The following is a 15270-nucleotide window of genomic DNA, read 5'->3' as shown; positions in this document are numbered from 1 at the left end:
GAAGTTTATAAGTAAACAAAGAAAAATGAAGAAATTACTCTTATTGATCATATTCTTAAGTTGCTGGACGATACTTCCGGCTCAATTATCTTATGGCACGACAGGGCTATTGCATGCCCCGTCCGCCGATATGCAAAAGGACAAGACCGTGATGCTTGGCGGAAACTTCTTGCATCAAGAGCTTACGCCTCCCAAGTTTAATTTTAATACGTGGAATTATTATTTGAACGTGACGATCTTCCCGTTTCTGGAAGTAGCGTATACTTGTACGCTGTTTACGGCCGAGAGCCTTGGATTGGATAAGCATGGCTATTCCGGATTCACGAACCAAGATCGTTATTTCTCCGCCCGCTTACGTGTGTTGAAAGAAAGCAAATACATCCCCGCTGTCGTGCTGGGGACTTCGGACCCTTTTACGTCATCCGGGCATAAATTCGCTTCAGCCATAGGGAACGGCTATTTCTGCCGTTATTATCTGGCCGCTACCAAACATTTTCAGCTGGGAAGGGGAACCTTAGGCGTTCATTTATCCTATCTGTATAATCGCCGTGAGGATTATCCCTTGAACGGTGTGGCGGGAGGTATCACCTACAATCCTTCATTCGCCCCGCATTTGAACGTCATAGCCGAATACGATTCGAAAGACTTCGCTATGGGAGCCACTTACCTGCTATTCAATCATATACATTTTCAATTCGAATTGCAGCGAATGAAGTATTTCTCCGGTGGACTATGCTATAAGATTTATTTGAGATAAAAAGAGGTTCAGCCTTTGTCCGTTTTTAATCCGCTTGGAGGCGAACGGTTAGGCTGAACCTTTTTATATCTTGTTACGCTGTCGCGCCAGCCATATCTACGGCTTTATTCCCCGATGAAATTCTTGCGTATCAACTCGGCGGACTTGTACTCCTCTTCCAGATACGTCTCAATATGCCGTTTCTTCTTATCCTCTAATATCTCGTTAATAGCGATTAAGATACCCGTTTCTTCCACCTCTCCAAACTCATGGTTGATCGCTGTGCCGAATACACGCATCTTAGGCGACAAGCTCATGTAAGCATTTACCAAAGGAGGCACGTTGATACCGAATTTACGAACCTCTTGGTTCAATACCTTGTAGTTATCCTTGAAATTATCGTGAGGGAAAAGAGATCTCATCTTCTCTACATCCATATTAGTCTCCAAAGGATATACCGGAGTGATCAGTTGGTCTGCGTCCGGGAAATGCAATCCGAGGAAGTATAAGATCATATTACGGGCCTCTTGGTTGTACGTATTGTACATAGTCACCTTCCCGAAATAATACCGCAAGCTCGGATCAACCACGGATAAAGCCCCCAATCCATCCCACAGGTTATCCAACACGAATAAGCCTTTCGCCCCGGAACGGGTGGATTGATACTCCAGAGCCACGAACGAGCGTCCCAACTCTACCGTATAAGGAAGGATCTCCTTGATAAATTTCTCTGAGAAATTAAACAAGTGCGAGGTCGCCAAGATCGGTTTACCATTCTCGTCGAACTTAACGTCCGAACCGCAAAGGAAACGGTATCCCCCCAAGATCTGCTCATCTTCCGGGCTCCAGACAATCAGCTGGCGGTAAGCGTCTTCCATCGTGTCATACTCATCGATATCCACCGGGAATCCCGTGCCACCCCCGTAATAACGGAAAGCGACCTCCCGCAGACGCCCTATCTCTTGCATGACATTGGGTGAGTCGTGCGCCGTGACGATATAAATCTCATTCTTCGATTTATTGGTACTTCTCAACCTCTTCTCTTTGGTCAATTCAGCCTTCAGTAGTGCCCTGTCTATGGGATTGATAATGTCTTGCATATGTTTCGTCTGTTAATCCTTGAGTTTGTAAACCTTGTTTTTTATCCACTCAGCCCATTCGGCGGGTTTCTTGCTATTGTCGAATGTCTGCCAAGGGATAGGCTTCCCGAAGTAAATCCGGAAGGTCTTATGTTTGCTCCGGAACATCTCGTCCGGTAAATAAATCATCTCATAATTCATCTTTATACCCAACGCCTTGCGTATCCGGGCGAGGTTGTAGAAGAAATTGGAATTCTTCCCGTCGAAATAGACCGGTACGATATCCCGCTTGTATTGCACCGCCTTCTGGATGAACGATTTCTTCCACTCCAAGTCTTGTATCTTGCCACCAATCTTGCGAGAGCATAATCCAGCGGGGAAAGTGATGATCTGGTCGTCCGAGGCAAAAGCCTCCTCCAGCATCCGTGCGTTGTCCTTTCCTTGGGTGCCGTGTTTGTTGATCGGTACAAAGATGGATTTTAGATTGGAGAGATAAAGTAATAAATCATTGACCGGATACTTGATGCGGCCTTCGAACCGGGAACCGATAACGGCGGAGAGACAGATACCGTCCAATCCTCCGAGCGGATGGTTGGAGGCGAAGATATAGCGCCCTTCGGTCGGGATGTTCTCCGCATGTACCAGATCGAGGGTAAGGTCAAAATAGCCGATAAGCTCACGCATGAAATCTACCCCTTCCTTATCGTGGTAACGGGTTAATATATCATTCAGTTCCTCTTGATGAACCGTGCGAATCAAGTAGTCCACGATAAATCCCGGAATCTTGCGTGACGCCTTGGGCGCCTTTTGTGCCAATACTTGCTTAATATCTATCTTTGTCACACCTTGTTTTGCCATCTATATAAGCTTGTCAAGGGGCAAAGATAAAGTTAATAATTAAAACGAGAGAGGTTTGAGTGAAGTTTTTGCTTTTTCGCCAGCTATCTTGGCCTTTTCCCCTTGATCTTTTAGCCGCTACCATTAGGGAGGTTAGTCCCCGGGAGCTTGACTATCGGTTATCTAACGGCTGTTGGACGATCATGCACCAACTGTTAGAAGATCATCTACCAACTGTTGCATGATCATCCAACGGCCGTTAGAAGATGAAGGTGAAAGGAAGAATTGGTTAACGGATACCGGTGAAAAGCGTAAGAGATAAGGACGAAAAGACGAAGGGTTAACGACCTGTTGATAACTTTTTCCTACTTTTCTTATATAAATGTTGGCGGGTAATTTTGGAAATGTGTACTTTTACCCACCGATAAGGCATGTGCGTGCGTATCAAAGGAGTACGGCGCTTGATTTTAAGAGGAAGTTTAACGTAAGAACGACGAATGGAAGAAAAAGATAGTTGCTATCATGTACCGGTAATGCTGCGGGAAAGTCTGGAGGGATTGGATATCCGTCCCGACGGGATTTACGTGGATGTTACGTTTGGCGGTGGAGGACATTCCCGCGAGATCTTGAAACGGTTGGGTAGCGGGGGCGAACTTTACGGCTTTGACCAAGACGCGGACGCGGAGCATAATATCCCGGCAGATCCACGATTCACTTTCGTGCGCAGTAATTTCCGTTATTTGTATAATTTTATGCGTTACTATGGAGAAAGCGGGGAGGTAGACGGTCTGTTGGCGGATTTAGGTGTCTCTTCCCATCATTTCGACGATAAGGATCGCGGTTTCTCTTTCCGTTTCGACGGGACGTTGGATATGCGGATGAATACGCGTGCGGGGCAGACCGCCGCCGATATCGTGAATAATTATACGGCGGAGGCGTTGGCCGATGTGTTTTATCTATATGGCGAGCTGAAGGTGTCACGGAAATTAGCCTCTGTGCTGGTGAAAGCCCGTGAGACAAAGAAGATAGAGACGATCGGGGACTTCTTGGAGGTGATCAAGCCGTTTACGGGGAAGGACAAGGAGAAGAAATTCTTGGCGCAAGTCTTTCAAGCGCTTCGTATCGAGGTGAACGATGAGATGAGGGCGCTGAAAGAGATGCTGCGGAGTACCTTGCGGGTGTTGAGGCCGGGAGGACGTTTGGTGGTTATCACGTATCACTCCTTGGAAGATCGTCTGGTAAAGAACTTTTTGAAGACCGGAAACTTCGAGGGGAAATGCGAGCAGGATTTCTTCGGGAACGTACGATCGCCTTTCCGCTTGGTCAATAATAAGGTGATCGTCCCGACCGACGAGGAGGTGGAGCGGAATCCCCGTTCCCGGAGCGCCAAGTTGAGAATCGCTGAGAAGGTATAAGGAGAAATAGATATGGAAGAAAACGGACAACATAAGAAAACGAGGAAGAAGGAGAAGCGTCTTTCGTTCTGGTATATACTCGGTGGCGGCGTGCTGAAAGAGGATTTTATCTTGAGGCATACGCGCATGATCGTGTTACTTGTCGTGTTGGCGTTTTTCTTTATCGGTAACCGGTATACTTGTATGCAAAAGCTGCGTGAGATCGACCGGTTGCAACAGCAATTGAGGGATGTGCGTTTCGAGGCGTTGTCGATCTCATCCGAGTTGACCGGCAATAGCCGCCAATCGCAAATCGAGTTGCTGATCGAGGAGCAAGGTATTGATCTGGAGGGTGCGAAAACCCCTCCTTATGAGTTATATAAGTGAGATAAGGTGTAAATGGGTATGTCTGAAGAAAACGAACCGAAAGAAATAGAGCCTAAAAGTAGCCGGATTTTATTCTGTTACTTCGTGGTCGTGCTGTTGCTGGGGCTTGTGGCCGTAGGAATCCTGTTCCGTGCCTTTGATACGGCCTTCGTGGAGAGGGATAAATGGATGAAGGTGGCCGAGAGCCAGAAACGACCGAACCGTTTGGTGTTGCCCGGACGTGGCAATATCTATTCGTCGGACGGTAAGTTGATGGCTACCAGCGTGCCTCGTTATTATATGTATATCGACTTTAAGGCGGATGCGTATACTCCGGCTAAGGATGCCAAGTATAATTGGCTGGATACGTTCAAGACGTCCAAGAAGGATGGGGTGGACTCGTTGGCGTTTTATCTTTCCCGTAAATTGAAGGATCGTACGCCGGCGGGCTATAAGGCTTATCTGCTGAAAGGGCTGAGCGGTAAGAGTCGCCAGTTCCCGATTTACGCGGGGAAGGTCTCGTATTCGGATTTGAAGGAGATCCGTAAGTTCCCGTTCCTTCGTCTGGGACGTTATAAGAGCGGTTTTTATACGAAGGAGATGGTGCAGCGCCAGAAACCTTTCGGGACCTTGGCGTCTCGTACGATCGGTGATATCTACGGAGAGATCGAGGAGGGTGGAACTACGAAGGGGAAGAATGGATTGGAGTTGCAATACGATTCGCTCCTGCGGGGGCAGGCCGGGTTGAGTTCCGTTCGTCGTGTCGGTGGAGGCTGGACGAACGTGATTGAGGTGGATCCGGTGGATGGCATGGATATTCGCACCACGATCGATATCAATATACAGGATATAACCGAGAAATCGCTGGTCGATAAATTGAAGGCGATCGATGCCGAGTCTGGTACGGCTGTCGTGATGGAGGTCGAGACCGGAGAGATCAAGGCGATCACGAATATGGGGCGTATCCGTGAGGGCGTATATGGCGAGACGAAGAATCATGCCGTGGCGGACGAGATCGAGCCGGGCTCTACTTTCAAGGTGGCCTCTATCATGGTGGCCTTGGAGGATGGTTTATGCAATCCGGGAGATACGGTCGATGTAGGCAATGGTATATATATGTATAAGGGTGCCCGCATGACGGACCATAATATGAATAAAGGCGGATACGGTCGGATCTCGGTGGAGCAGGCGATTTGGTATTCCTCCAATATCGGTGTGGCCAAGACGATCCTGAAAGGTTATTCGGATAACCCGACAAAGTTCGTGGAGGGACTGTACCGTATCGGTATGAACGCGGATCTTCGTTTGGAGATACCGGGGGCGGGACGTGCCAAGATACGTCGTCCGGATGATACGACCCGTTATTGGTCCAAGACCACTTTGCCTTGGATGTCGTTCGGCTACGAGACGCAGGTACCGCCGATCAATACGCTGGCGTTCTTTAACGCGATCGCGAATAACGGAAAGATGGTTCGCCCGATGTTTACGAAAGAGATCTTACATAACGGCAAGACCGTGCAGAGTTTTTCCACGGAGGTGATCAACTCTTCGATCTGCTCGGATCATACGCTGGCGTTGATAAAAGATATGTTGCTGGGAGTCGTGGAGAAAGGGACCGGTAAGGCGGTTCATTCGGATATTGTCCGGATCGCCGGAAAGACCGGTACGGCGCAGATCGCTACGGGCGGTGTCTACCGTACGAGCGGGCACCAAGTCTCTTTCTGTGGCTATTTCCCGGCCGATCATCCGAAGTATTCTTGTATCGTGGTGATCCGCCGTCCTCGTATCGGTTATCCTTCGGGTGGTACGATGTCGGGAGGCGTGGTGCGTGCGATCGCCGAGAAGATATACGCCAGCCATATGTCGTTCGATGTCCGGGATATGGAACGGGATTCGATGGCCGTGATGGTACCTCGTGTGAAAGGCGGCGACCTGAGGGCGGTAGAGGAAGTATTAGATGAATTGGATATTAAGGCGGATACGGACAGTTTGGAGACAAAGTGGGTCGTAGCCTCCGCCGAGCAAGAAGAGAATAAGGTAAAATTAAGCGATCTGACGATTCGTGAGGGACTGGTACCCCGGGTAGTCGGCATGGGTGCTAAAGATGCGGTTTTCTTGTTGGAGCAAGCCGGTCTGCGTGTCTCTTTGTCGGGTGTCGGACGGGTCGTTTCGCAGAGTATTCAACCCGGACAGCGAGTGTCTAAGGGGCAGACCGTATTATTAACATTGAAATAGGTATGGAACTAAGGGATTTAATCGGTGCGTTGGAAGCTCCTATGTTGATGGGGGCGGATAATGTGGATATCACGAATATTCAATCAGACTCTCGTCGGGTGACGAAAGGGTCTTTGTTTGTCGCTGTGAGAGGTACGGCCGTGGATGGCCATGCCTATATGGACAGCGCCATAGAGAAGGGGGCTGTCGCTATCGTATGCGAGGAGGCTCCGTCCTATTTGGAGGGGAGATGCTCGTTTATCGTGGTGAAGGATTCGGCGGAGGCGCTGGGTCTTTTGGTTTCCCGCTGGTATGGTGATCCTTCCGGGAAATTGGTGTTGGTAGGCGTGACGGGTACGAACGGGAAGACTACGATCGCTACCTTATTATATGAGATGTTCCGGAAGATGGGGCATAAGGTGGGATTGCTTTCCACGGTATGTAATTATATAGATGGCGAGGCGGTACCGACGGATCATACGACACCGGACCCGCTTACGCTTCATTCCTTGATGGCCCGGATGGTAGAGGCCGGATGTGAGTATGCTTTTATGGAGGTTAGCTCTCATTCGATCGATCAGCGGCGCATCAGCGGCTTGTCTTTCGACGGGGGGATTTTCACGAACCTGACCCGCGATCATTTGGATTACCATAAGACCGTGGAGAATTACTTGAAAGCGAAGAAGAAATTCTTCGATGACCTGCCTGCCGGGACTTTCGCCTTGACGAATGCCGATGATAAATCCGGCTTGGTGATGTTGCAGAATACGAAGGCGAAAAAGCTGACCTATTCCTTGCGTACCTTGGCCGATTTCAAGGGAAAGATATTGGAATCTCATTTCGAGGGTACAGACTTGATCATTAACGGTCGGGAGGTTATGGTGCATTTCGTGGGACGTTTCAACGCTTATAACTTGCTGGCCGTGTACGGAGCCGCGGTTTCTTTAGGGAAAGATCCCGAGGAGGTGTTGATCGTGCTGAGCACGCTTCGCTCCGTATCCGGTCGCTTCGAGACGATCCAGTCTCCGCTCGGTTATACGGCGATCGTGGATTACGCTCACACGCCGGATGCCTTGACGAATGTACTGAATGGCATTCATGAGGTATTGGACGGGAAAGGACGTATCATTACCGTCGTGGGTGCCGGGGGAAACCGGGACAAGGGGAAACGCCCGTTGATGGCGAAAGAGGCTGCCAAGCTGAGCGATCAGGTAATTCTGACTTCCGATAACCCGCGCTTTGAGGAACCGGATGATATTATTAACGATATGGTAGCCGGATTGACGAAAATGGATATGGAACGTGCCTTATGTATCACGGACCGTACGCAAGCGATCAAGACCGCTACGATGTTGGCGAAGAAAGGGGATGTGATCCTTGTTGCCGGAAAAGGCCACGAAGACTATCAGGAGATCAAGGGGGTGAAACATCACTTTGACGACCGTGAGAAGTTACGCGAGATTTTTTCGACACAACAATCATAATATTTAAGACGACATGCTTTATTATCTTTTTAATTATTTGGATCAGTTGGATTTCCCGGGAGCGGGTATGTTTAAGTACGTATCTTTCCGCTCGGGGTTGGCCTTGATCTTGTCCTTGTTTATCTCTACGGCGATCGGCCGGCGTATCATCGATAAGTTGCAAATGTTGCAGATCGGCGAGACGGTGAGAAATCTTGGGCTGGAGGGCCAGATGAGCAAGAAGGGAACGCCAACGATGGGAGGTATTATCATTATTATCGCTATATTGATCCCGACTTTACTGTGTGCCAAGCTGAATAATATCTATGTGATATTGATGTTGGTGACTACGGTTTGGCTGGGAGCCTTGGGATTCGCGGATGATTATATCAAGGTGTTCAAGAAGAATAAGGAGGGCATGCACGGACGTTTCAAGATCGTCGGGCAGGTAGGACTGGGCCTGATCGTTGGCTTGGTATTGTTCATGAGCCCGGACGTGGTGATCAAGGAGAATATGGAGGTGCGCCATGATAACGTGATCGAGGAGGTGCGTTATCATACGGTGGAGACCAAGTCGACAAAGACGACCATCCCGTTCTTGAAAAACAATAATTTCGATTACGCCAACTTGGTGAACTGGGCGGGCGATTATAAGGAGGAGGCCGCATGGCTGGTGTTCGTGCTGATGGTGATCTTTGTGGTGACTGCCGTGTCGAACGGAGCCAATATGACGGATGGATTGGACGGCTTGGCTGCCGGGACATCGGCGATCATCGGGGTGGCGCTCGGTATTTTGGCCTATATGTCATCCCACTTTGAGTTCGCCTCGTTCTTGAATATCATGTTTATACCCGGCGCGGAGGAGTTGGTGGTTTATGCCGCTGCCTTTATCGGTGCCACGGTCGGTTTCTTATGGTACAACTCGTATCCGGCCCAAGTATTTATGGGAGATACGGGTAGCTTGACCTTGGGAGGTATTATCGCCGTTTTCGCGATCATCATCCGTAAGGAGTTGTTGATTCCGATCCTTTGCGGTATTTTCTTGGTGGAGAATATATCGGTCATGTTGCAAGTGGCCTACTTTAAATATACGAAGAAGAAGTATGGGGAAGGTCGCCGTATCTTCAAGATGGCTCCTTTACACCATCATTTCCAGAAACCGGGAAACGCGGGTATACAGGCGTTGATCCAAAAGCCGTTCAATGTCGTGCCTGAATCGAAGATCGTGGTCCGTTTCTGGTTGATCGGTATTATTTTGGCTGTTATGACGATAGTTACGTTAAAGATGAGATAAAAGATGAGTAAGAGAATGGTTATATTAGGGGCCGGGGAGAGTGGCGCGGGAGCCGCTGTCTTGGCGAAGGCGAAAGGATTCGACGTGTTCGTGTCCGATAAATCGTCTATCAAACCTAAGTATAAGGAGATGCTGGACAACCACGGGATTCGTTGGGAAGAGGGACAGCATACCGAAGCCGACATCTTGAGTGCCGACGAAATTGTCAAGAGCCCGGGTATTCCCGACAAGGCTCCTATCATACAGTTATTGAAGAAGCAAGGTACGCCGATCATCTCCGAGATCGAGTTTGCCGGAAGGTATACGGACTCGAAGATGATTTGCATCACGGGTAGCAACGGCAAGACGACAACGACGATGCTTACGTATCATATACTGAAAGAAGCGGGCGTGGACGTGGGCTTGGCCGGAAATGTCGGAAACAGCTTGGCGCTTCAGGTTGCGGAAGATCCACATGCGGTCTACGTGATCGAGTTGAGCAGTTTCCAACTGGATAATATGTACGACTTTAGAGCGGATATCGCTATTATATTGAATATAACACCGGATCATCTGGACCGTTATAACTATGAGATGCAGAATTATGTAGACGCTAAGTTCCGCATCTTGCAAAATCAGACGAAGGACGACGCCTTCATTTTCTGGAACGATGACCCGATCATAGCCCGTGAGATCGCCAAACGGCATCCTGAGGCTACTCTTTACCCATTCGCCGAGACACATGAGAACGGCGTGAAGGGATATACGGAAAATAATCAAGTAGTTATTGAAACGGCAAACGGAACATTTACGATGGAACAAGACCTATTGGCATTGACTGGTACGCATAACCTGTATAACTCTTTGGCTTCGGGGATAGCGTCCAAGATCGTGGACATTCATGATGAGAAAATACGTGCCTCACTCAGTGATTTCACGGGTGTTGAGCACCGTTTGGAAAAGGTGCTTCGCGTGCGTGGTGTTGATTATATCAATGACTCGAAAGCTACGAACGTAAACTCTTGTTGGTATGCCTTGCAGAGCATGACGACTCCGGTCGTTTTGATCTTAGGGGGCACGGATAAAGGGAATGATTACTCGGAGATCGAGGAATTAGTGAATAAGAAGGTACATTCATTGATTTTCATGGGTGTGGATAATACGAAACTGCATGCGTTCTTCGACGGGAAAGTGGCGAATATTGAAGACGCCCGCTCGATGGAGGAGGCTGTGGCGAAAGCTTATAAGATGGCTCATAAGGGAGATACGGTATTGCTCTCTCCTTGTTGCGCCAGCTTCGACCTGTTCAAGAGCTATGAGGATCGGGGCGATCAGTTCAAGGCTTGCGTACGTAATTTGTAATAAAGGATAAAATGGATCTGGCGAGTAAACTGTTTAAGGGCGACCGGGTGATATGGATCATCTTCATGTTCCTGTGTCTTATATCGGTGGTGGAGGTGTTCAGCGCGACCAGTACGATCGCTTATAAGAACGCGAATCACTGGGCGCCTATCGTACGGCACGCCACCTTTTTATTGGGGGGTTTCGTCATGGTATTGCTGTTACATAATATACCGTGTCGTTTCTTCTCTGCGTTTATTATATTATTGCCGGTCTCGATGTTGATGTTGATCGTGACGCCCTTTATCGGCGTGGACGCTAATGATGCGCATCGATGGCTGGAAATCATGGGAATACAGTTCCAGCCTTCGGAGTTCGGGAAGCTGGCTTGTGTCGTGTTTGTCGCTTTCTTGCTCAGCAAGCGGGGGAAATTAACGGAGAACCAGATCTTTAAGTATATACTGATTGGAGTAGGACTCACCTGTGTCTTGATTCTGCCAGAGAACTTCTCTACGGCGTTTATGCTATTCGGGGTTTGTTTCCTGATGATGTTTATCGGTCAGTTGCCATTTGGTAAGTTGGCGAAGCTGGCGGGCATCTTGATGTTGGCGTTGGTATTGTTCTTGGTGTTGCTTAAGTTTACGCCAGCCGCTATTACTCAGTATTTGCCGGATCGATTCGTTACTTGGCAGGGGCGTTTGGAGCGTTTCTTCGACGGGCATAAGGATAATTTGGATGAGAGTGGTACGTATAAGATAACCGATGATAATTATCAGGTAACCCATGCGAAGATAGCTATTGCCAGGGGAGGCGTATTAGGACAGATGCCCGGACATGGCCAACAGCGTGACTTCCTGCCACAGGCGTATTCAGATTTTATCTATGCGATTATCATAGAGGAACTGGGTATCGTTGGGGGGATCTTTGTACTGTTGCTTTATATAATGCTGCTAGTGCGGGTCGGGATGATCGCCCGGAAATGTGATAAATCATTCCCGAAATTCCTAGTGTTGGGATGTGGGTTGCTGGTGGTAGTCCAAGCCTTGGCGAATATGGCGGTAGCCGTGAATTTAGTGCCCGTTACCGGGCAACCGATGCCGTTGGTGAGCCGGGGGGGTACGTCTACGCTTATATCTTGTATCTATTTCGGGATCATATTGAGCGTAAGTCGTTTTGGAGCCAATATCGGAAATGAGGATGAGGAAGAGGAGGATACGGAGAATCCAGAGAATCCTTCCGACGAGCCATCCGGAGAGACAATAAATCAGGCGGTCGAGGGAGAGAAAGAAGATAATCCGCTATCGGCTGTCGAAACGATAACTGTAGAGTCAAAAGTATGAGAAAGTACCGGATCATAATAAGTGGTGGTGGTACGGGAGGCCATATCTTCCCGGCCATATCTATCGCTAATACTTTCAAGAAACGTTTTCCGGATGCGGAAATCTTATTTGTGGGGGCGGAAGACCGCATGGAAATGGATAAGGTTCCGGCAGCTGGTTATAAAATCGTAGGTTTACCAGTGAGTGGGTTTGATCGTGCCCACTTGATGAACAACGTGAAGGTCATGGCTCGTTTAGCGAAAAGCTTGCGCTTGGCGAGGAAGACGATCCGTGAGTTCAAGCCGGATATAGCGGTCGGCGTGGGCGGTTATGCCAGTGGACCGACTTTATGGATGGCGGCTTCGCAAGGTGTTCCTGCGTTGATACAGGAACAAAACTCATATGCCGGTGTGACCAATAAGTTGTTGGCGAAGAAAGCGAGCAAGATTTGTGTCGCTTACGAGGGCATGGAGAAGTTCTTTCCGGCGGATAAGATCGTGATTACGGGAAATCCGGTGCGACAGGATTTGGAAGAGGCGCTGAGTAAGAAAGAGGAGGCGTTGGCGTTCTTCGGGCTTTCTCCGGAGAAAAAAACGATCCTTGTGGTAGGTGGTAGCCTTGGCGCACGGACGATTAACCGGAGTATTCAAGGGGATCTGGATAAGTTCTTCGCCTCGGATGTACAGGTTATTTGGCAAACCGGTAGGTATTATTACAGCGACGCTTCCAAGCATTTGAAGGCGTACCGGGGAATGCCGGTTTGGTGCTCAGACTTTATTACCCGTATGGATTATGCTTATTCAGCGGCCGATTTGGTGATATCCCGTGCGGGGGCTAGTTCTATCTCGGAGCTTTGCTTATTAGGAAAACCGGTGGTCTTGGTGCCTTCGCCGAATGTGGCGGAAGATCATCAGACCAAGAATGCCTTGGCCTTGGTCCATAAGGATGCCGCCGTTATGATCGCCGATAAAGACGCGGAAAAGGATTTGGTGCCTACTGCCTTGAAGATAGTTCATGACGATGAACGTTTGCGTACGTTGAGCCGTAATATCGAGACCTTGGCGCAACGCCATAGCGCAGACCGTATCGTGGATGAGATTGTTAAGATTATAGATAAGAAATAAGGAATATGGATATAAATAAAGTGACAGCGGTGTATTTCGTAGGTGCCGGGGGTATTGGGATGAGTGCCTTGATCCGTTATTTCCTCGCTAAGGGAAAACGAGTGGGCGGATACGATAAGACCCCTTCCGATTTAACCGAGGAGTTGAAAAAGGAGGGAGCCGATATTCACTATGAGGATAATGTAGCTTTGATCGGGGAGGCGTTCAAGTCGCCCGATGATACGCTGGTGGTTTATACGCCGGCGGTCCCGGAGTCGCATACGGAATTGACCTATTTCCGGGCGCACGGTTTTGAGGTGATGAAGCGGGCACGTGTCTTGGGAGAGATTACGAAAAGCAGCCGGGGTTTATGCGTGGCGGGAACGCACGGCAAGACAACGACCTCTTCTATGCTGGCTCATTTGCTGAAACAATCGCCGGTGGATTGCAATGCTTTCCTCGGAGGAATCCTAAAGAACTACGAGAGTAATTTGATGTTGTCTGATACGAGCGACTTTACCGTGATCGAGGCGGATGAGTTCGATCGTTCTTTTCATTGGCTTACTCCTTATATGGCAGTGATTACTTCCGCAGATCCAGATCATCTGGATATTTACGGTACGGCGGAGGCTTACCGGGAGAGTTTCGAGAAATTTACCTCCTTAATTCGTCCTGATGGTTGTCTACTGATCAAGAAGGGAATCAACGTAACGCCCCGTTTACAGGAGGGTGTCAAGAAATATACCTATTCCGTTACGGAAATAGCGGACTTTTACGCTGAAAATATTCGTATTTGCGACGGAAATATTACCTTTGACTTCGTTGGTCCGGAAATCCGTATTCCTGATGTGGAATTAGGTGTTCCCGTAAAGGTTAATATAGAGAACGGGGTAGCGGCTATGGCGATCGCTTGGTTGAACGGAGTGAAACCGGAGGATTTGAAAAAGGGTATGGCTACATTTGCCGGACCTCGCCGCCGTTTCGATTTCCATTTGAAGACTGATCAAGTGGTATTGATCGATGATTATGCCCATCATCCGGCCGAATTGCGACAGAGTATCTTGTCGGTGAAGGAATTATATGCGGGTCGTAAGGTGACAGGTATTTTCCAGCCGCATCTATATACCCGTACCCGGGATTTCGCTGGTGATTTCGCCGCGAGTCTCTCTTTATTGGATGAGTTGATCTTGCTGGATATCTATCCGGCTCGTGAGGAACCGATTCCGGGGGTGAGCTCTCGGATCATTTTTGATAAGGTGACGATCCCTTCCAAGACGCTGTGTAAGAAGGAAGAGCTTTTGGACGTGGTTGCCGCCGGGAAATATGAGGTAGTATTAATGGTAGGCGCCGGTAATATCGACCGTTTGGTGGAGCCTGTAAAAGAGATTTTATGTAAACAAATAAGGAAACCGTGATCCGAATAATTTCCATAGTAGTAGCCACGTTGTTGTTCTGTTACATCGTGTTTGTGTCGTTTTTCTTTCGGGAAATACGTCAGGACTCTATTTGCCAAGATCTGCAAGTCGTGGTGAAAGACAGTCTGGATAAACACTTCGTGAGCGAGAGTGACCTTGTGTCTATACTGAAGAAAGCTGGGCTAGATCCGATCAAGCGGTCAATGGCCGACGTGAATACGGATCGGATAGAGACGGAATTGCTTAAAAATGAGATGATCGCCCAAGTGGAGGCGTATAAGACTCCTTCGGGTATTATCAAGCTAGAGGTCATGCAAAAGATGCCTATCCTCCGGATTATGGGCGTAAGAGGTAGTTATTACGTGGATAATCTGGGAACCACCATGCCGATCAGTCGTCGGTATGCCGCGCATGTGCCAATTGTGAGTGGATATGTGGAAAAAGAGCTTGCGGTGACCGACTTATACAAATTTGCATTATTTTTGCAAGAGAATGAGTTCTGGAATGACCAGATTGAACAAATCTATGTCTATCCGGATAATGATATAGAACTTATTCCAAGAGTGGGTAACCACCGGATCATGTTGGGTACTTTGAATGAATTCGAAGAAAAGCTTGCGAATTTAAAGCTTTTCTATGAACAAGCGATCCCTAAAGTGGGTTGGGAAAAGTACAGTATGATTAATTTAAAATATAAGAATCAGATTGTTTGTACTAAAAAATAGATGAT

At 48.4% G+C, this 15270-nt stretch carries 13 protein-coding genes; 11 read left to right on the top strand and 2 right to left on the bottom strand.

Annotated features, from left to right (window positions below):
• Window positions 1–25: 25 nt before the first annotated feature.
• Complete coding sequence (locus NBH07_RS17735; protein WP_009018315.1) at window positions 26–757, top strand: YjbH domain-containing protein; 732 nt, start codon at window positions 26–28, stop codon at window positions 755–757.
• Window positions 758–861: 104 nt separating this feature from the next.
• Here the strand turns inward: NBH07_RS17735 and glsB are convergent, their stop codons facing one another.
• Both glsB and glsA read right to left on the bottom strand, forming a co-directional pair.
• Window positions 862–1836: a glycine N(alpha)-acyltransferase GlsB gene (gene glsB, locus NBH07_RS17730; protein WP_005866962.1), complete on the bottom strand. Its 975-nt coding sequence runs from the start codon at window positions 1834–1836 to the stop codon at window positions 862–864.
• A 12-nt stretch (window positions 1837–1848) separates the two neighbouring features.
• Complete coding sequence (gene glsA / locus NBH07_RS17725) at window positions 1849–2673, bottom strand: lyso-glycine lipid O-acyltransferase GlsA (RefSeq protein ID WP_008780717.1); 825 nt, start codon at window positions 2671–2673, stop codon at window positions 1849–1851.
• Between the two features lie 476 nt (window positions 2674–3149).
• Here glsA and rsmH point away from each other — a divergent pair, with 476 nt between their 5' ends.
• Genes rsmH through NBH07_RS17675 form a run of 10 tightly spaced genes read left to right on the top strand, consistent with a single transcriptional unit; the run spans window position 3150 to window position 15265 of the window.
• Complete coding sequence (rsmH, locus tag NBH07_RS17720) at window positions 3150–4067, top strand: 16S rRNA (cytosine(1402)-N(4))-methyltransferase RsmH (protein WP_005866965.1); 918 nt, start codon at window positions 3150–3152, stop codon at window positions 4065–4067.
• A 12-nt stretch (window positions 4068–4079) separates the two neighbouring features.
• Window positions 4080–4433, top strand: coding sequence for an FtsL-like putative cell division protein (locus tag NBH07_RS17715; RefSeq protein WP_005861360.1), 354 nt, complete (start codon window positions 4080–4082; stop codon window positions 4431–4433).
• Between the two features lie 18 nt (window positions 4434–4451).
• Window positions 4452–6647, top strand: a complete 2196-nt coding sequence (locus NBH07_RS17710) for a PASTA domain-containing penicillin-binding protein (RefSeq protein ID WP_039848975.1) — start codon at window positions 4452–4454, stop codon at window positions 6645–6647.
• A gap of 2 nt (window positions 6648–6649) precedes the next feature.
• On the top strand, window positions 6650–8110 hold the full coding sequence (locus tag NBH07_RS17705) for a UDP-N-acetylmuramoyl-L-alanyl-D-glutamate--2,6-diaminopimelate ligase (protein ID WP_009018313.1): 1461 nt from the start codon (window positions 6650–6652) through the stop codon (window positions 8108–8110).
• Between the two features lie 13 nt (window positions 8111–8123).
• Window positions 8124–9383: a phospho-N-acetylmuramoyl-pentapeptide-transferase gene (gene mraY / locus NBH07_RS17700; protein ID WP_005861367.1), complete on the top strand. Its 1260-nt coding sequence runs from the start codon at window positions 8124–8126 to the stop codon at window positions 9381–9383.
• Between the two features lie 3 nt (window positions 9384–9386).
• Window positions 9387–10724, top strand: coding sequence for a UDP-N-acetylmuramoyl-L-alanine--D-glutamate ligase (gene murD, locus NBH07_RS17695; protein ID WP_009018312.1), 1338 nt, complete (start codon window positions 9387–9389; stop codon window positions 10722–10724).
• Between the two features lie 11 nt (window positions 10725–10735).
• Window positions 10736–12043, top strand: coding sequence for an FtsW/RodA/SpoVE family cell cycle protein (locus NBH07_RS17690; RefSeq protein WP_005866970.1), 1308 nt, complete (start codon window positions 10736–10738; stop codon window positions 12041–12043).
• Window positions 12040–13146 (top strand): undecaprenyldiphospho-muramoylpentapeptide beta-N-acetylglucosaminyltransferase, encoded by a 1107-nt coding sequence (gene murG / locus NBH07_RS17685; protein WP_008773833.1) that lies wholly within the window; start codon window positions 12040–12042, stop codon window positions 13144–13146. The genes NBH07_RS17690 and murG overlap by 4 nt, the downstream gene beginning before the upstream one ends.
• Window positions 13147–13151: 5 nt before the next feature.
• Entirely contained in the window at window positions 13152–14540 is a 1389-nt protein-coding gene (gene murC, locus NBH07_RS17680; protein WP_005861375.1) for a UDP-N-acetylmuramate--L-alanine ligase, read from the top strand.
• Window positions 14537–15265: a cell division protein FtsQ/DivIB gene (locus NBH07_RS17675; protein WP_009018311.1), complete on the top strand. Its 729-nt coding sequence runs from the start codon at window positions 14537–14539 to the stop codon at window positions 15263–15265. The genes murC and NBH07_RS17675 overlap by 4 nt, the downstream gene beginning before the upstream one ends.
• Window positions 15266–15270: the final 5 nt, after the last annotated feature.

It is taken from the genome of Parabacteroides sp. B2-S-102, assembly GCF_023656665.1.
GTDB lineage: Bacteria > Bacteroidota > Bacteroidia > Bacteroidales > Tannerellaceae > Parabacteroides > Parabacteroides distasonis.
This window is presented reverse-complemented; position numbering and strand designations above follow the sequence as displayed.